The sequence below is a fragment of the Arcobacter sp. L genome (genome assembly GCF_000284235.1).
GTDB lineage: Bacteria > Campylobacterota > Campylobacteria > Campylobacterales > Arcobacteraceae > Aliarcobacter > Aliarcobacter defluvii.
In genome coordinates, this window is the sequence record NC_017192.1 from 870,458 (window position 1) to 888,260 (window position 17,803).

At 25.8% G+C, this 17,803-nt stretch carries 16 protein-coding genes and 2 pseudogenes; 10 read left to right on the forward strand and 8 right to left on the reverse strand.

The window, feature by feature from the left end; all coding sequences use genetic code 11:
- Nucleotides 1-11 precede the first annotated feature (11 nt).
- Both ABLL_RS04385 and hemP read left to right on the forward strand, forming a co-directional pair.
- Entirely contained in the window at nt 12-509 is a 498-nt protein-coding gene (locus ABLL_RS04385) for a hypothetical protein (protein ID WP_014473574.1), read from the forward strand.
- Between the two features lie 100 nt (nt 510-609).
- Nucleotides 610-744, forward strand: coding sequence for a hemin uptake protein HemP (hemP, locus tag ABLL_RS04390; RefSeq protein ID WP_014473575.1), 135 nt, complete (start codon nt 610-612; stop codon nt 742-744).
- Nucleotides 745-782: 38 nt separating this feature from the next.
- Here hemP and ABLL_RS04395 read toward each other — a convergent pair whose 3' ends face one another.
- The 4 genes from ABLL_RS04395 to ABLL_RS14985 all read right to left on the reverse strand — a co-directional run bounded on the left by ABLL_RS04395 (nt 783) and on the right by ABLL_RS14985 (nt 4,022).
- On the reverse strand, nt 783-1,085 hold the full coding sequence (locus tag ABLL_RS04395; RefSeq protein ID WP_014473576.1) for a hypothetical protein: 303 nt from the start codon (nt 1,083-1,085) through the stop codon (nt 783-785).
- A 44-nt stretch (nt 1,086-1,129) separates the two neighbouring features.
- Entirely contained in the window at nt 1,130-3,586 is a 2,457-nt protein-coding gene (gene feoB / locus ABLL_RS04400; protein ID WP_014473577.1) for a ferrous iron transport protein B, read from the reverse strand.
- Nucleotides 3,583-3,807 (reverse strand): FeoA family protein, encoded by a 225-nt coding sequence (locus ABLL_RS04405; RefSeq protein ID WP_014473578.1) that lies wholly within the window; start codon nt 3,805-3,807, stop codon nt 3,583-3,585. Before ABLL_RS04405 ends, feoB begins: the two co-directional genes overlap by 4 nt.
- Nucleotides 3,808-3,902: 95 nt before the next feature.
- Complete coding sequence (locus ABLL_RS14985; RefSeq protein WP_102043401.1) at nt 3,903-4,022, reverse strand: FeoB-associated Cys-rich membrane protein; 120 nt, start codon at nt 4,020-4,022, stop codon at nt 3,903-3,905.
- Between the two features lie 279 nt (nt 4,023-4,301).
- Here ABLL_RS14985 and ABLL_RS04410 point away from each other — a divergent pair, with 279 nt between their 5' ends.
- Nucleotides 4,302-6,347, forward strand: coding sequence for a TonB-dependent receptor domain-containing protein (locus tag ABLL_RS04410; RefSeq protein ID WP_014473579.1), 2,046 nt, complete (start codon nt 4,302-4,304; stop codon nt 6,345-6,347).
- A gap of 72 nt (nt 6,348-6,419) precedes the next feature.
- Nucleotides 6,420-7,286 carry an alpha/beta hydrolase gene (locus tag ABLL_RS04415; RefSeq protein WP_014473580.1) on the forward strand — a complete coding sequence of 289 codons (867 nt, stop codon included), beginning with the start codon at nt 6,420-6,422 and terminating at the stop codon, nt 7,284-7,286.
- A 67-nt stretch (nt 7,287-7,353) separates the two neighbouring features.
- Here the strand turns inward: ABLL_RS04415 and ABLL_RS04420 are convergent, their stop codons facing one another.
- Nucleotides 7,354-9,036 carry a sensor histidine kinase gene (locus ABLL_RS04420; RefSeq protein ID WP_014473581.1) on the reverse strand — a complete coding sequence of 561 codons (1,683 nt, stop codon included), beginning with the start codon at nt 9,034-9,036 and terminating at the stop codon, nt 7,354-7,356.
- A 67-nt stretch (nt 9,037-9,103) separates the two neighbouring features.
- Nucleotides 9,104-9,838: a response regulator gene (locus tag ABLL_RS04425; RefSeq protein ID WP_014473582.1), complete on the reverse strand. Its 735-nt coding sequence runs from the start codon at nt 9,836-9,838 to the stop codon at nt 9,104-9,106.
- A 195-nt stretch (nt 9,839-10,033) separates the two neighbouring features.
- Between ABLL_RS04425 and ABLL_RS04430 the strand changes: the two genes are divergently transcribed.
- From ABLL_RS04430 to ABLL_RS04440, 3 genes are all read left to right on the forward strand, one after another.
- Nucleotides 10,034-12,256 (forward strand): TonB-dependent receptor domain-containing protein, encoded by a 2,223-nt coding sequence (locus ABLL_RS04430; protein ID WP_014473583.1) that lies wholly within the window; start codon nt 10,034-10,036, stop codon nt 12,254-12,256.
- A gap of 158 nt (nt 12,257-12,414) precedes the next feature.
- Entirely contained in the window at nt 12,415-13,080 is a 666-nt protein-coding gene (locus ABLL_RS04435) for a hypothetical protein (RefSeq protein WP_014473584.1), read from the forward strand.
- Between the two features lie 11 nt (nt 13,081-13,091).
- Nucleotides 13,092-14,342, forward strand: a complete 1,251-nt coding sequence (locus ABLL_RS04440) for a PepSY domain-containing protein (RefSeq protein WP_014473585.1) — start codon at nt 13,092-13,094, stop codon at nt 14,340-14,342.
- Between the two features lie 125 nt (nt 14,343-14,467).
- Here ABLL_RS04440 and ABLL_RS04445 read toward each other — a convergent pair.
- Together ABLL_RS04445 and ABLL_RS04450 are read right to left on the reverse strand one after the other, a co-directional pair.
- Nucleotides 14,468-14,935: pseudogene (locus tag ABLL_RS04445) on the reverse strand (IS3 family transposase); the annotation flags it as partial.
- Nucleotides 14,902-15,207, reverse strand: coding sequence for a transposase (locus ABLL_RS04450; RefSeq protein ID WP_014473587.1), 306 nt, complete (start codon nt 15,205-15,207; stop codon nt 14,902-14,904). The gene ABLL_RS04450 and the pseudogene ABLL_RS04445, both read right to left, overlap by 34 nt.
- A gap of 351 nt (nt 15,208-15,558) precedes the next feature.
- Between ABLL_RS04450 and ABLL_RS04455 the strand changes: the two genes are divergently transcribed.
- The 3 genes and pseudogenes from ABLL_RS04455 to ABLL_RS04465 form a co-directional block, all read left to right on the forward strand.
- Nucleotides 15,559-16,557 carry a hypothetical protein gene (locus ABLL_RS04455; protein WP_014473588.1) on the forward strand — a complete coding sequence of 333 codons (999 nt, stop codon included), beginning with the start codon at nt 15,559-15,561 and terminating at the stop codon, nt 16,555-16,557.
- 407 nt (nt 16,558-16,964) lie between these two features.
- A complete protein-coding gene (locus ABLL_RS04460) occupies nt 16,965-17,252 on the forward strand; it encodes a transposase (protein WP_258239378.1) in 288 nt (95 codons plus the stop codon).
- Nucleotides 17,219-17,686 (forward strand): annotated as a pseudogene (locus ABLL_RS04465) (IS3 family transposase); the annotation flags it as partial. The gene ABLL_RS04460 and the pseudogene ABLL_RS04465, both read left to right, overlap by 34 nt.
- Nucleotides 17,687-17,803: the final 117 nt, after the last annotated feature.

The window sequence follows — 17,803 nt, forward strand, 5'->3', positions numbered from 1 at the left end:
TAGGAGTTTAGATGAAAAAAATATTTATATTTTTAACAATTTGTTTATCAGTTAGTTTAAATGCTCATAATTTAATTATAAATGTTATGGATAATTCAGACAATACTATTACAGTAAGAGGTGAATTTAGTACAGGTGAAGATGCAGCAGGAGCAATGATAAGATTAGAATCACTTGTAAGTGGTGATATTTTATTTAAACAAAGGCTTCCTGCTGAAAGTGAACTAATTGTAAATATCCCAAAAGAACCATATCAAATAGTTCTTGATGGAGGTCCTGGTCATACAATAATAAAAGATGGAATAGCGCCACTTGAAGGATTTGCAGAAGAGTTAAAAGAGAAAGTAACTGATGTTAATACAAAACTATCAAAACCAGAAAATTTAAATAATGAATGGGATTTTCTAACAATTTTCTTTTTTACTTTATGTTTGATTTTATTTGCACTTTCAATATATTTTAGTAACAAAAATACAAATAAAATATTAGAGAAAATAAAAGAAGTTTAAAGCTATAATATTGATATCAATTATCAATTTTATTAATTCTTAAGATTTCTTGCGTTAATATCCTATTTATAATTTGTTAAATAAGTTATTTAGGAAAAAAATGCAAGAAGAAAAAGAAAAAAAGATTGATAGTAAAGATATCTTTGAACATAAAACTACAATCACTATTGTTCATGAAGGACAAGAATATCAACTTAGAATTACAAAAGCAAATAAGTTGATTTTAACAAAATGATAGATTTCTCTTAAATTTTTTAAGAGAAATCTGTTTATTTATTGAGTTATATCTTTGCTTTTTATATAAACTTCATGTCCTTCACCTGCATCTAAAATAGCCGTAAATTCACCTTTTGGTTTTTTAAAAGTTACTTCACTATTTTCATTCATTTTAGTTTCATATATCTCTTTACCATCTTGTTCTATTATAAAATACACACCATTTGCACTACTGCCATCACTAAAGCCACCTTCACAAGTGATAGTTTCATCTGCATTATCAAAGCAGTTCATTATTGCAGAATGAGCAAATGCTGAACTTGCTAAGATTGAAAGTAAAAATATAGTTTTTTTAATCATTTTTTATCCTTTTTATTAAATTGATTTTTTTATTTTTCATATTGTTAAGAGTTGTTTAATCCTCCTTTCCAATTGATTGATTTATTGGGATACAGTCCTAATACTAGGGTAATTGCTAAAACTATAAAGTAGTAATAACTCATGGCTTCAAAGCCACTCAACGTATAAATATTTCCTAAAGTAAACACAATTGAAGCTATCAATATTCCTAAAGTTACAGGGAAAAATATTGCAAATAACATCCATTTGAAACTATTTGTTTGCATTTTTACAACTATCATTGTTGCTATGCAAGGAGGAGTTAAAAGCATAAAAATTATAATTGCAGTAGCATGAAGTGGAGTATATCCACTGTTAAGTGCCATCGCTTCTTCAGCTCTTAGATTATCTGCTTTATTGTTTTCATATAAAGAACCCAGCGTTGCAACAGCACTTTCTCTTGCTGCAAATGAACTTAAAAATGCAACATTGATTTTCCAATCAAATCCTGCAAATTGAGTGAGAGGTTCTATAGAACGTCCAGCCATTCCAAGAAGTGAATTTTCAACTTTTTCATTTTTTATTTCTCTTAAAATAGATTTTCTATCATTTGATAACTCTCTTAAAGCAATGTTGATTTTTTTTGCTTCAACATCTTTTAAAGGTCTTATTAATTTATAATATAAGGCATTTTCTTTTTTGAATTTTTCATCAACACTACTTGATGAATTTGCCATTTTTTTAGTTCTATAATTATCATAATAATTTAAAAGCTCAGATACTTTTTCTTTTGAATTTATATGTTCATAATAAATTGAGTCTTTTATTTTTGAATCAAAATTTACTAAAGCATCATTTGACATTTTTTCAAATTTAGTTTTAGATTCTTCTGTTAATCCTGGAAATTGAAGTAGGGCAAAAAGTACAATTGCGACAGCTAAAACAATCGTTACAACTTTTTTGATATATAACCAAACTCTTTGAGAAGAACGAATAATAACACCTTTTAGAGTTGGTAAATGATAAGGTGGTAATTCCATAACAAAAGGAGCTGTTTCTCTATTTCTTAAAACAGTGCTAGTTAAAATTTTTGCAACTATTAATGCTGAAAAAATTGTTATTGTAGAAATATAAAACATCATCAAAGCCATATCAGGTTTAAAAAATGCTCCTAAAAGTAGGGTGTAAAATGGAACTTTTGCTAAACAATTCATATAAGGAACTGTTAAAATTGTAGCCATTCTAGCTCTTTCATCTGCAATTCCTTTTGTTGACATAACAGCAGGAACTGCACAACCTCCAACCATCGCACCACCAAGTACAAGAGGAAGAGTAGATTGTCCATGAAGACCAAATTTTCTAAATACTCTATCAAGAATAAATGCCATTCTTGGCATATATCCAACATCTTCCATGATGGCAATTAAGGCAAATAAAATAAAAAATATTGGAATATAATTTAGTAAAGCATTTGCACTATTTACCATCCAAATAGCAAAATCAGTTATCATTGGAACATCTGTAAAATTTGCATTAGGCATAATATCAATCACAAAATTTTTAATACTTGCTAAAATAGGCCAAGTATAATCTGTGAGTTTATAGCCATAGACAATAGATATTTCATAAACCAAAAACATCAAAGCAAATAAAATAGGTAAAGCTAAAAATCTATTTAAAATGATTTTGTCTGCTTTATCTGTTAGTGTTTCTTTATTTTTGTTCTCTTCAATAACATTTTTTTGATAAATTATTTCTGCACTGTCATATCTAAATGTTGCGAGAAAAGTAATGATGTTTTTATTATATTTTGTTTCAAAAAGTTGATTATCCTTTTCAAGTTTTTCTTCAATCTTTAAAAAATCTTTTTTTAGGTATTCAATAACTGTTGAATCACCTTCTAAAGCTTTTATTGCAAGCCATCTTTTTGATAAATATGAAGTGGAATTTTTGATTTCATTTTCTATATCTAAAATAAAACTTTCTAACTCTTCATAATTTATTTTAAACTCTTCAAAATTTGTTTTATTTTCATGTAGATTTATAATAGTTTTCATAATCTCTTCACTACCAATACCTTTTGCTCCACTTGCTTCAACAACTGGACATCCAAGCATTAAAGAGATTTTTTTGCTATCTATTTTTATTCCTCTTCTTGAAGCAACATCTATCATATTTAAAACTATAACAACAGGAAGTCCCATTTCTAAAAGTTGAAAAGTTAGATATAGATTTCTTTTTAAATTTGAAGCATCAACAACATTTATTATGATGTCTGGATTTTCATTTAAAATAAACTCTTTTGCAACTCTTTCTTCTAATGAATAAGAACTAAAAGAGTAAGTTCCTGGTAAATCAACCATTTGTACTTTGTACTCTTCATATTTAAAAAAACCTGTTTTTTTATCAACTGTAACGCCAGGATAATTTGCAATATGTTGTTCTATTCCACTTACTAGATTAAATATTGTAGATTTTCCACAGTTTGGTTGTCCTGCTAATACTGTTTTTATATTTTTCATATTATCTCTATCTCTATTAATTTTGCTTCACTTTTTCTAAGAGTTAAATTGTAATTATGTATTTTTAACTCCATTGGATCATATAACGGTGCTTCTCTTATTATTTCAATAAATGCTCCCTTTACAAATCCCATATCAAGTAATTTATAAAGTAGTTTTCCTTTAGCGTTTAATCTTAAAACTTTTACTTTATTTCCTTTTTTTACTTCATCTAATCTCATAAAATATTCTCCTAATTTTTAAAATGAATTTCTTTGATTTTTATAGTTATATAGTTGTTTTTATGTTATATAAGTAGAATATTAATTACAATATTTTATTTCTCATTTGATTTGCAAGAGTCTTTTCCACAGTTACAACTATTGTTTCTAAAAACTTTTTTATAAAGATAAAAAAGTGCTGCTAGTGTAATAATTAATAAAAAGAGATTTTCCATTATTTTTCCTAATTTTAAATAAATAAGATATTATCAAATTGAAACTTAAATATTAATGATACTAATTATCAATTTTATTTAAAATTAAGATTAACTCTGTTAATATTCCATTGATTTTTTGTTAATGATTAGTTAAATAAAGCGAACAAACTAAACTGACAAAAACATTTATAATATTTACTAGCTAGCAAAATTTCTAATTATGTTCTCCTAAAAAGTAGCCAGCCAAAAATCAAAATCAAACATAAAAAATATTTAATTTTCTTGGAGGAAAATAGATTGAGAAATTACATCGTAAGTAAAAAACACAAAACTACAAATTATTTAGGTGCATCTGTTGTATCAGCAACAGTGTTATTAACTGCACCAATTATGTTAAATGCAGAAGCAACTTTATTGGATAAAGTTGATGTTGTAAGTACTGCTTCTGGATATGAGCAAAATATTCAAGATGCTGCTGCAACTATTTCAGTTATTACAGCAGAAGAAATAGAAAAAAAATCTTATACTGATGTTACAGATGTTCTTAAAAATGTACCAGGTGTATTTGTAAATGGTGGAGGAAGTAATCAATCAATTTCTATAAGAGGTATGGGTGCTGATTATACTTTATTCTTAATTGATGGTAAACCTATGCAAGGAAATGATGCTTTCAATCCAAATGGAAGTTTTGGTGGAGCTCAAATCAATTTTTTACCGCCATTAGAAGCAATTGAAAGAATTGAAGTAGTTAGGGGTCCTGCTTCTTCTTTATATGGTTCAGATGCAATGGGTGGAGTTATAAATATAATAACAAAAAAACATCAAAATAAAGTAACTGCAAGTATAAAAACAGAATATATTAAAGCGGATTCTTCAAATAAAGTAAATAATGATTCAAGAAATACAAGTATATTTGTAAATGTACCTGTTGTAAAAGATTTATTATCAGTTCAATTAACAGCAGGACTTCTAGATACAGATGAGAGTGATTTTAATGCAGGTGGTTCAACAAAAAGTGCAGGGAGTGATCCTGATTTTAAAAGAGAAAATTTTGGTACAAAAGCAATCTTAACTCCAAATGAAGATAATACAATTACAGCTGAGTATAATTATAGTACGCAAGAAAGAACAACAACTCCTGGAAAAAGTATTTCAACAACTTCTACAGGTGAAGCAACTAAATTAATAAAATATAACTATAATTTGACTCATCAATTTAAAAAAGATAAATTTTTGCTTGATTCATATTTGAATTATGATAATGCGAATAACCCTTCAAGAGTAAATTCATCGACAGGTAATGGTATAAAATTTGATACAATCACTGCAAATTCGCAAGGAACATATTTTTTTGATACAAATTCTTTAACAGTTGGAGCGAACTACAAAAAAGAAAAGCTTGAAGATGGAGCAACAAGTTCTTTAAATAATAGTATTGTAGAGATGCAAAGATACCAATGGGCACTTTTTGCAGAAGATACTTGGAATGTAACTGATGATTTAGCGTTAACTTTAAGTGGAAGATATGATTATAATGAAATTTTTGGAAGTGAATTTAGTCCAAAAATTTATGCTGTTTATAGTTTAACAGATAATTTAAATTTAAAAGGTGGTGTAACAAGTGGATATAAAGCACCATCATTAAGACAAGCAGCACCTGATTTTGCAGGAGTTTCAAGAGGTGGAGTTATGATTGGAAATCCAGATTTAACTCCTGAAACAAGTGTAAATTATGAGGCTGGAGTTTCTTATGATAATCCAGATATTGGTTTAGATGGAAGTTTAGTTGTATTTAAAACAGATTTTAAAGATAAAATTACAAGAACAGGAAGAATTTGTCAACCTAATACAGCTTGTACTTATAAAGGAACAATTTATGATGCTCATCAATATGGATATACAGCTTATGAAAATGTAGATGAAGCAGAAATCAAAGGTATAGAACTTACAACTGATTATTATATTTTAGATAATTTAAAATATAGACACTCTTATACATATACACATAGTGAGCAAAAATCAGGAGCAAATCAAGGTAATCCTTTAAATGATATCTCAAAACATATGTTTAATGCTGGACTTGATTGGGACGTAACATCTAAAACTTTATTATGGACACAAGTAAATTATAGAGGTAAAACAGCAGGTTCAAGTAGTAATGCAAGTGATAAAAATCCTGCTTATACATATGTAGATTTGGGTTCAGTATATAATTATGATAAAAAAATAAGTTTCACTGCTGGTGTTTATAATGTAGCAAATAAAGAGGTTACAAGTGAAGATGGATTTGATTATATTTTAGATGGAAGAAGATTTAGCCTAGCAATGAATGTTAAATTTTAATTAAAAGCAAGGATTTTTCTCCTTGCTTATGATTTCTAAAGTAATTATTTTAAAAAAATTATAAGGATAAAAATGAAAAATTTAACAAAGCTATTATTTATCATATCTTTTTTAAATCTTTATTTGTTTGCAAACTCTGAAATAAACGTACAAAAAAATATTTCTTTAGTTGGTGCTGAACAAAATCAAGAATTTGTCATATCTTCAAAATTTCATGAACAAAAATATTTAATACAAGTTTATAAACCTAAAACTAAAGAGCCAAAAAATGGTTATGATGTTGTATATATTTTAGATGGAAATGCAACTTTCCCTTATGCTTCTATTATGGCTCAAGTTATTGATAATATGTCTTATCGTACAAAAAAAACTCCACCTATTATAGTAGCTATTGGCTATGCCTCTAAAGATCTTTTTGATATAAAAGCTAGAAGTTATGATTATACACCACCATATAAAGGTGAGTTAAAGATTTTAGCAAATCGTGGAAGTTCTGAATATTTGCAAGGAGGAGCTGAGAAGTTTTATAACTTTTTACAAAATGAGTTAAAGCCAATAATTGAAGGAAATTATCCAATAAACACAAAAAAACAGACTTTGTTTGGACACTCTTATGGTGGACTTTTTACTCTATATGCTTTTCTAAATCATAGTGAAGATTTTCAAAATTTTATAGCAGCAAGCCCATCTATTTGGTGGAATGATTTTAATATCTTAAAAGAATTAAAAAATAAAAAATTTAAAATAAAAAATCCTAAGAAATTATATTTAAGTGTTGGCGAGATAGAAAATAAAGGAAAAAATCCCAGTGATATTGAAACTTTTGCTTCATATTTAAAAAATACTCAAAATTTAGAAATAAAGATTTTAAATATATCTAATGCTTCTCATATTGAAGCATTATTTCCCGCTTTGAATCAAATTTTTAAATTAGAATAATAAAATTAAAGATGCTTGTATTTTAGATTTTTCTTCGTCTATATTTTAAGTAAAATTTTACTTGATTTTATTCTTTTATTTCACCTAAAATTGTAAATTTTGCACCATTGTCAAAAGTATATGAAATACTTCCCATTAATTGATGTCTTACAATCATATCTATAAGTCTTAAACCTAATGTTTCATTTGAAATTATATTAAAATCATTTTTTAAACCTTTACCATTATCTTTTATTTCAACTAATATTTTTTTATTATTTTGATTAGAAATTTTTATATCAAGTTTTGGATTAATTATGTCAATAAATGCATATTTAAAAGAGTTAGTTATTATTTCATTTAAAATCAATCCATACGGCATAGCTGTTTCAATATTTAAATCCATATCTTCTATAAAGAAATTTATTTCTACATTTTTATTTTTATCATATGTGTTTGAAATAGCATTTATTAAGTCAACAACATAAATTTTAAAAGGAATTTTATTTAAATTTGTAGATTCATAAAGTTTTCTATGTAAAAGCTCCATTGTGTAAATTCTTTCTTGTATATCAATCAATACTTTTCTTGTTTTTTCATCTTCAATTTCCTCTTCTTGAAGTTCAATTAAACTTATTGTTAAAGCAAGATTATTTTTAACTCTATGGTGAATTTCTTTTAACAATATCTCTTTTTCTTCAAGTGATTTTGAAATCTCTTTTGTTTTTTCTTCTACTTTTTTATCCAATGTTTTTATACTTTTTTCAAAAAAATCTAACATTGAGTCAAAAGATTGACCTAAAATCCCCACATCATCTTCACCTTTTACATGACTTCTAATATTTTTTTCTCCTTGATTTACTCTCATAGCAGTTTTTGTTAAAGTATTTATATTTTTTAATAATCTTTTAAAAATAAATAAAATTAAAATAAAACTTATTCCAATTGCAATAAGAGTTTCAAATAAAAATATTTCTGAAAGGTTATTTTTATTTTCTAATTGGCTTTTATTTATTGAATAAGCTAAAAATACATTTTTCGAAGGATTTAAATTTAAATCTAAAATCCAAGTTAAAACTTCTTTATTATCTATTTTATGTGTGATAGGTTTTCCACTATTTTTTGAATCTAATATTTGTTCAAGAGTCAAATTTCCTGTAGGAATATTTTTTACATTTGATAACATACTGATATGATATTTCTCTTTTCTAAGTTCTTTGTTCTTTTCTCTCAAAATATTATTTTTTGTTTTTAAAGCATTTGGATTAATCCAAAAAACAGCCATTTTTGTATCTTCAAGTTCAGAATCAATTAATAATTTAGTTTTTAAATGTTTTTTTAAATCCAGTTCAAAAGTCATATGATTAGGATTTAAAGAATTTTGAGAGCATATGAGTTCAAGTATAAAATTTGAGTTCTTTAATTTGTGGTTAAATAAAAAATTTTGTTCTTTTTTTTCCCATTTATTTAAAATATTATTGTTATTTAAAGATAAATTGTAAGTACAAAATTGTGAAATTGAACTTTTTTTCAACAAACTAAACAGATCTTTTTTTTCTAATAAATTATTGATTCTTAAATCTAAACTCTTTATTTCATTTTCAATAATATTTTTTGATAAGTTTATTTCTAAATCAGTTTGCATCTTAAGAGACTTACCAATAATTTTTATCTCTTCTTTTGTAATAAGTAAAGCTCTTGTGATATATTCAATTTCTCTATTTATTGCATTGCTCTGTATTTTTGGTGTAGTTAAAGTAATTTTTATCAATTTAAAAATTATTATAAATAATAAAAGAGAAAGTATTATTTTTGTGGAAAAAGAGTAATAATTAAAATTAAATATTTTTTTCAAAAGTTTTTATCCTGTATCCTTCTTCATATAAGTTTTCAAATGGATTAAAACCAAGTTTAGTTTTTAATCTATATATTAATGAACGTAATTTTGATAAATCATAAACATCTTCTCTATAAATAAAATTGAAAATTGTGTCAAAACTTACAACTTTTCCTTCTTGTGAAGTAAGAATATCAAAAAGCTTTTTTTCTGTTTTTGTTAAATTGAAAATTTTTTCATCAACATATAATTCTTGCTGAATTAAATCAAATTTTATATTTTTAGTTAAGTAAATAAATTTGTTTTCTAAGGGTTTAAGAATATTTTTGTTTTTAAAAAAGAATTGATGTTTGTGCATGGATGTATTAATTGCTACTTTTAATTCTTCATTTCTACAAGGTTTTATTAAATATGCATAAGGTTCAGCTTCCATTGCTTGATTTAAGATTTTGTCATTGTAGTAAGAGGTCAAAAAAATAATTGGAATATGAAAATTTTTCCAAATATATGTTGCTACATCTATACCTGATTTTGTTGAATTTAAATTTATATCTACGATTGCCAAATCAGGATGTCTATTTTGCATATGTAAAATAGCATTATCAGGAGTTGTAGCTATGCCACTTATTCCAAATCCAAGCTTTTTTAACTTAACTTCCATAGCCATAGCTAAAATAGGCTCATCTTCAACAATTAATATATCAAAATTTTTTTTTGAGAAAAAAGTATTAGACAATCTTGACTTCCATATTTTTTAAGAATAATAGTCTAATTCTTATTAAAAATATTTTAATTATAATAGTTATTATCAAAAAATCATTTTTTAATCATTATTCCTAAATATAATTTCATTCTAATGAATTTAAATCGCAAGCAAAAGTACATTTTCTACAAGTAGCCAGCTAAAAATCAAAACTTAACAAGGATTATTATGAAAATTAAAATTGCAAGTTCAGTTGCAGTATTGTTGGTTACTCAAACATTATTAGCAAATGAAACTACAACACTAGATGAAGTTCAAGTAGTATCTTCTGCTTCAGGATATGAGCAAAAAATAACAGATGCCCCTGCAAGTATTTCAGTTATAACTCAAGAAGATTTACAAAAAAAAACCTACACAAATCTATTAGATGCTGTAAAAGATATAGAAGGTGTTGATATTGGTGAAAGTACAGATAAATCTGGACAAGGTACGGTAAGTATAAGAGGTATGGGGGCTGATTATACACTTGTTTTAATTGATGGTAAAAAGCAAAATAATAATGGAGATATTTATCCAAATGACTTTGGTGGTTTACAATTTGCAAATATTCCACCGGTGTCTATGGTAGAAAGAATAGAAGTTGTAAGAGGACCAATGTCTACACTTTATGGTGCAGATGCAATGGGTGGTGTAATAAATATTATTACTAAAAAGATATCAAATGAATGGACAGGTTCTATAAATCATAGTAGAACTTTTCAAACAGAAAGTTATTGGGGAGATAGAGATACAACAGATTTCTCTATTATGGGACCTCTTATAAAAGATAAATTGGGCTTAAGTTTAAGAGGAAGTTATTATGATAATGAAGAATCAAATCCAGAATGGGCTAAAGATAGTTTTAATGGAAAAGATTCAAGTAAATCAAATAGTAGTTTTGGTGCAAATGGTAAAACAATGGATAACCAAAATTGGACATTTGGTGCAGGTTTAACTTTCACTCCAAATGAAAATCATACAATCAAAGCTGATTTCGATATAGCTAAACAAAAATATGATAATACAAATGGTAGTGTAGGAACAGTTGATAGCTATGATACTATATTTAGTACTCAAAGAGTTGGATATGCTCCAATTCAAAGAATGGAAAGAGAACAATATGCTTTAAATTGGGAAGCAAACTGGGATTTTGGTAAGAGTACAATAGGCGTTCATCATATAGAATCTTCAAATTTAGGAAGAAGTTTACCTTTAAATGCAGAGCAAAGACAATATATTAAAGATAATAAATCTAATTGGGCAAATTTAGATGCAGCTATGCAAGATCCTTATTTTGTTGCACTTATGCCAAGACCAACTAGAACTTTAGAGTCTAAAAATACAACATTTAATGCAAAATATGAGATGCCATTAAATAACCATTTTGTTGTTGTTGGTACTGAATATCTAAAAGCAGAATTACAAGATGGTGTATTTGGAATGAGTGAAGGAAAGTCAAATCTTACAAAAGAATATTATCAATATGGATTTTTTGCAGAAGATAATTGGAATATTATAGAACCTTTAACTCTTACTCTTGGTGCAAGATATGATAAGCATGAAGATTTTGGAAGTCATGTAAGTCCTAGAGCATATTTAACTTATAATGTAACTAATAATTGGACATTAAAAGGAGGAGTTGCAACTGGATATAAAACTCCTAAAACTACCGATTTACAAGAAGGTATTACAGGATTTGGTGGGCAAGGTACATCTCCTATGATTGGAAATCCAGATTTAAAACCTGAAGAGTCTGTAAGTTATGAATTAGCAGCTTATTATGAACATGAAAATAAACATAATTTTAATGTAACATTATTTCAAAATGATTTTAAAGATAAAATCGAGAGTGGTGATGTTATAGGTTCTATAGGTGATGAATGGCGAGCTTTAGGGTATGACCCTACGATGAAACAAAATGTTGGAAAAGCAACGATTAAAGGTTTAGAAGTTGCAGGAAAATATTTTATTTTAGATAATTTATCTATTAAAGCAAATTGGACATATATGGATTCTGAAATAGAATCAGATGATTCAAGTACAAATGGAAAACCTTTAAGAAGTAGTCCAGAACAAATGTATAATGCCACTTTAGATTGGCAAGCAACAACGAAATTTAATACTTATTTACAATATTCAGGAGAAGTTAACAGATTTAATTCAAGATATAAAGTAGGAAATGAGTATAAAGATTTGTATTATAAAGATTATTCTATTTGGAATTTAGGTTCTTCATATAAAGTTAATAAAAATTTAACTTTTAATGGTAGAGTTAATAATCTATTTGATAAAGATTTTATGGAATATAATGCAGTTGCAGAAGGTTCAGGAAGAACACCTTATTACTATGAACAATATAGTAATATCACTGCTGGTAGAAACTTTTGGATAAGTGCAAATTATACTTTTTAGAATAGTTAAATAAAATATAAAATTTTAAAAAAGATAGGTAATTTTCTACTTATCTTTTTTTATTTTATAATTTAATTTCAATAACAATTATCATTTTTGTTAAAAAACCGTTAAAAATCATAAGTTAAAATTTGCACATTAAAAAAAGAGGAGTTACTTTGAAAAAATTAGTTTATTTGATATTCTTATCACTTTTTGCCACAATTAGTTTAAATGCCCATGAAATTTGGTTAGAACTAGATGATAAAAAAGATGAGGCAAAGTTGTTTTTTGGACATTTTGATGGAAAACAATTAGAAAGTGGTGAAAAATTTTCTAGGATAAAAGAAGGTGTGGTTTATCCTACTGAATTACTAAAAGAAATTAAAAGAAATAATAACAATATTACTTATACATTAAATAGAAGAAGTGATATAACTGTTGTTAGAACTTCTGAACCTAGAAAAGCTAGAAACTCGGAAGTTGTAGAAAATAAAATTGCTTACTCAAAATCAGGAAGAACAAATACTGAGGTTGTTACTGATTTTGACATTATTCCAATCGAAGAAAATAGTAATACTTTTAAAATAGTTTTCAAAAATGAACCAATAAAAAAATCTAAAATTAGAGTTATTTCTCCAACTGGTTGGGAAAAAACATTTGATACAGATGATAAAGGTGAATTTACAATTCATACACCTTGGATAGGAAAATATTTAATTCAAGCAAATTTTGAAGATGAAACAAAAGGTGAAATTGATGGAAAGGAATATGATAAAACAATTCACTCAATCACATATACTATAAATGCAGAACAAGGTATACCTTGGAATATAAAAAGATAAAGAAGTAAAATATGCATAAAAAAATATGGTTTAAGATACATTGGATTTTAGGAATAACAGCAGGGATAGTTCTTTTTGTTGTTGGAGTAACAGGGGCGGTATTATCTTTTGAAAAAGAGATAACAAGATTTATAAATCAAGATAGTTTTATTGTAAGTGTTCCAGAAAATAAAACTAAATTATCAACAAAAGAGTTATTAGAAAAATTTCAAGCAATAAATCCTAAAGCAAAAATAAATAGTGTTTCTATTACTAATGAACCAAGTTCGTCTGTAGTAATAAATGTAGCAGGAATAGGAGAAGGAAAAGAGGCTAGAAGAGGAGTAAATTATTATTTAAATCCTTATACAGCAGAAATTTTACCTGATTTAAAAGGTAAAGAGTTTTTTTCATTGATGTTAAGATTGCATAGATGGTTAGCCTTAGAAGGTGATGCAAGAGAAGTTGGGAAACAAACTGTTGCTATTTCAACTGTGGCATTAATTGTTCTTGTGATTAGTGGTATTATTGTTTATTGGGGAAGAATTAAACACTCTTTTTTCAAAAGTTTTACTTTTAAATTTAAACATAAAGGTAGAGCATTTTTATCAACAATGCATAGTGCAATAGGAATGTGGGTTATACCATTTTATTTGCTTGCTGCATTAACTGGACTTTACTGGTCTTATGGTTGGTATAATACAATGTTATATAAAATCGCAGGTGTTGAAAAACCTCAAAGAATGATGCCTCCAAAAGAACAGCAAAAAGTTGAGGGGCAAAAAGTAGAACAAAAGCCAATAGCACAAGCACCTAGAGGAGAAAAACCAAAAAGAGATATTTCTCAAATGGGAGAAAATTCAAAAATACAAGTTCAAAGGAGAGAAGAAAATTCTCAATCCAAATTTGCTGATGTTCAAAAAGCTATAGATATGTTTAATATTTTTATTCAAAAAGATTATTATTCATTTATAGTTAGATTACCTCAAAAAGGAACGATTTATAGTTTTACTTATTTAGATGATAAATCAGACTATTTTAGACATTCAAATACTTTAGAATTAGATATTAATTCTTGGCAATTATTAAAAGATGATAGATTTAAAGAAAAACCTTTAAATGAACAATTAATGAGAAGTATTTTGCCTTTACACACAGGTGAGTATTTTGGGATTATTGGTCAAATTGGTATGTTTTTAGCTTCATCTTTAATGGCACTTTTTGTAATAACTGGATTTATGTTATTTATAAATAGACATAAAAAGAAAAAAGCAAAAAAATAGTAAAGAAGTAGTAAAACTACTTCTTTAGTTACAAAAAATTAAATTAAATCATTTTATCTCTTTTTTTACCTTCTTTTACTATAACTGATCTGTCAACCCTAAAACATACTCAGAAATAAATATCCCTAAGCATCAATTTCTTTTTGTAACAATTTTTGTCTTTCTTCAAACTCTACAGGTGATAAATTATTATTTGCACTATGACTTCTTTCTCTATTATAAAATACTTCTATATATTCAAATATTGATCTTTTTGCTTGTTCTTTTGTATGATAAATCTCATGATGAATTAATTCTGTTTTTAGTGTATGGAAAAAACTTTCTGCAACTGCATTATCATGACAATTTCCTTTTCTGCTCATACTTTGAATGATTTCATGTCTTTTTAATAAATCTTTATGTTCATAAGATGCATACTGACTTCCTCTATCTGTATGCCAAATTAATCCTTTATCAGGATTTCTTAAAATAAGAACCATCTTTAAAGCATCATTTACAAGTGAAACCTTCATCGTTTCATCCATACTCCAACCAACAATTTTTCTTGAATATAAATCAATTACCGTTGCAAGATACAAACATCCTTCACTTGTTTGAGTAATTTATTCTCTGCTCGTAGTTGTTTTAGCTCTGCAAGTAATTCTTGTTGTGAGGATTTAGATTGATTTTTAGTTTCATCAATAGGAGTTGTTATATTATTCTTTTTTTTATAAACTTTAATCCAATTATAAATTGTTTTATCATTTATACCAAGATCTTTTGCAATTTGCATTGCTGACTTTTCGCTATTCAAAATCAATTGAACAGTTTCATCCCTAAACTCTTTAGTATATTTACTATTTCTCATTTTTTCTACTTCTTTCATACTTATTATTTTAACTTAGAAGTTTTTAAATCTCTAAGTATGATTTAGTGTAGCCGGATCAGATATTCTTGGAATGGATGGAACTTTTGTAGGTGGCTGATTTTACAGTGAATATAGAAAGTACCTTAGTAAATGAAATAATGAATTAGAATACTAAAAAAAAATCCTTTATACTCTAAAAAATAAATCATAAAATAATAAAATATTTAAAAAAAGTATTATAAAATAATGAAGTTTAAGAAAAAATTATGTATTATTGTAAATGATAATTGTTATTATAATATAAATAGAAGTTTATAATAAGGAAAAGTTATAGTTTGTTTTTAAAAATTTGAAGGATAAAAAATAAAAATGGTTAAACAATTAGTTAAAAAAATATTTCAAATAAAAAGTTTAAAACTAAGAATTTTTATATTAGTAACTCTTTTTATAGGTTCATTAGCTATTTTTCAATATGAAATCCAAACAAAAACAATAAAAGATATGTTTCAACCACAATTATCTTCAAATCCAGAAGCAACAGAATATTTTATAAATGCTATGGGAGTAGCAGCATATATTGAAAGATTACATAACTTTGTAAATTATGATAGTTTTTTGATGAAACCATTATTAAATAAAATGAATACAGATTATGAAAAAGGAAAATCTTTACTTCCTGAAAATTCAGCAGAAGATGTATTTTGGTATATGTTACTTTATAGAAAAATATATGGAATAGGTGTTAAGACATCAAATAATGATATATCATTGGATTATGAAAAAAAATTAAAAACAGAAGAAGAATATAAAAAATATTATGAAGATATACTATATAAAATCACAAGATTAGGAACACTTGAATTCAAATATGATACTTCACTAATAACAGATAATAAGTTACAGATTATGAATAATTTACTTACAGAATATTTGAGTCTAGTAAATAGCTTTATAGATAATTATTTAGAAAAAAAACAATCTAAATTAATATTAGATAAAAAATATTTAGAAGATATAAATAGTATTTATTTAAATTACAATGAATATATAAAAAAAAATACCAATTTATCTAATAAAAAACAGTTAATTGAAAATAAATATTTTAAGATAATATTTTTAACATATATATCAATTATAGATGGAAATCAAACTCATAGAATAAATTGCGAAAACCCAAAATATCAAGAATTATTTAAAAATATAAAAGATATGAAAAAACTTCATCTTGATTTAAAAGTTCAAGATAATTCTAAAATAAAATATATATTTGAAAAATCTTTTTGGTTAAATAATTTATTGAAAACATTAACTAATTGTTCTAATTTAAAAGAAGAAATAAATGAAATACTTCCATATTTTGAAAATTAGAAGAATTATAAATGAATAAATATTTTAAAACTTTAGACTTATTTTAGGAGTAAAAAATGGCAACTGATACAGAATTTGAAGAGATAATAAAAGGTTTGTCTGAAAAAGAATTAGCAGCATTTGATGAAGATTAATTGAATACATTATCTCTCCAATGATTAGATATAAAGATGAAGCTATGAGAGAACAATAAATTAATATACTGTTCTTTTATATTTCTAATATCTTAGATTTTTGCTATAATGATTTTAAATTATTAGTAAGAATCCGTTTACAAAAAATACCTAAATCAGCCACCTACAAAAGTTCCATCCATTCCAAGAATATCTGATCCGGCTACACTAAATCATACTTAGAGATTTAAAAACTTCTAAGTTAAAATAATAAGTATGAAAGAAGTAGAAAAAATGAGAAATAGTAAATATACTAAAGAGTTTAGGGATGAAACTGTTCAATTGATTTTGAATAGCGAAAAGTCAGCAATGCAAATTGCAAAAGATCTTGGTATAAATGATAAAACAATTTATAATTGGATTAAAGTTTATAAAAAAAAGAATAATATAACAACTCCTATTGATGAAACTAAAAATCAATCTAAATCCTCACAACAAGAATTACTTGCAGAGCTAAAACAACTACGAGCAGAGAATAAATTACTCAAACAAGTGAAGGATGTTTGTATCTTGCAACGGTAATTGATTTATATTCAAGAAAAATTGTTGGTTGGAGTATGGATGAAACGATGAAGGTTTCACTTGTAAATGATGCTTTAAAGATGGTTCTTATTTTAAGAAATCCTGATAAAGGATTAATTTGGCATACAGATAGAGGAAGTCAGTATGCATCTTATGAACATAAAGATTTATTAAAAAGACATGAAATCATTCAAAGTATGAGCAGAAAAGGAAATTGTCATGATAATGCAGTTGCAGAAAGTTTTTTCCATACACTAAAAACAGAATTAATTCATCATGAGATTTATCATACAAAAGAACAAGCAAAAAGATCAATATTTGAATATATAGAAGTATTTTATAATAGAGAAAGAAGTCATAGTGCAAATAATAATTTATCACCTGTAGAGTTTGAAGAAAGACAAAAATTGTTACAAAAAGAAATTGATGCTTAGGGATATTTATTTCTGAGTATGTTTTAGGGTTGACAGATCAGTTATAGTAAAAGAAGGTAAAAAAAGAGATAAAATGATTTAATTTAATTTTTTGTAACTAAAGAAGTAGTTTTTACT

Coding starts and splice junctions, on each gene's coding strand:
- ABLL_RS04385 (WP_014473574.1), top strand. CDS start 12: ATGAAAAAAATATTTATATTTTTAACAATTTGTTTATCAGTTAGTTTA.
- hemP (WP_014473575.1), top strand. CDS start 610: ATGCAAGAAGAAAAAGAAAAAAAGATTGATAGTAAAGATATCTTTGAA.
- ABLL_RS04395 (WP_014473576.1), bottom strand. CDS start 1,085: ATGATTAAAAAAACTATATTTTTACTTTCAATCTTAGCAAGTTCAGCA.
- feoB (WP_014473577.1), bottom strand. CDS start 3,586: ATGAAAAATATAAAAACAGTATTAGCAGGACAACCAAACTGTGGAAAA.
- ABLL_RS04405 (WP_014473578.1), bottom strand. CDS start 3,807: ATGAGATTAGATGAAGTAAAAAAAGGAAATAAAGTAAAAGTTTTAAGA.
- ABLL_RS14985 (WP_102043401.1), bottom strand. CDS start 4,022: ATGGAAAATCTCTTTTTATTAATTATTACACTAGCAGCACTTTTTTAT.
- ABLL_RS04415 (WP_014473580.1), top strand. CDS start 6,420: ATGAAAAATTTAACAAAGCTATTATTTATCATATCTTTTTTAAATCTT.
- ABLL_RS04430 (WP_014473583.1), top strand. CDS start 10,034: ATGAAAATTAAAATTGCAAGTTCAGTTGCAGTATTGTTGGTTACTCAA.
- ABLL_RS04440 (WP_014473585.1), top strand. CDS start 13,092: ATGCATAAAAAAATATGGTTTAAGATACATTGGATTTTAGGAATAACA.
- ABLL_RS04450 (WP_014473587.1), bottom strand. CDS start 15,207: ATGAAAGAAGTAGAAAAAATGAGAAATAGTAAATATACTAAAGAGTTT.
- ABLL_RS04455 (WP_014473588.1), top strand. CDS start 15,559: ATGGTTAAACAATTAGTTAAAAAAATATTTCAAATAAAAAGTTTAAAA.
- ABLL_RS04460 (WP_258239378.1), top strand. CDS start 16,965: ATGAGAAATAGTAAATATACTAAAGAGTTTAGGGATGAAACTGTTCAA.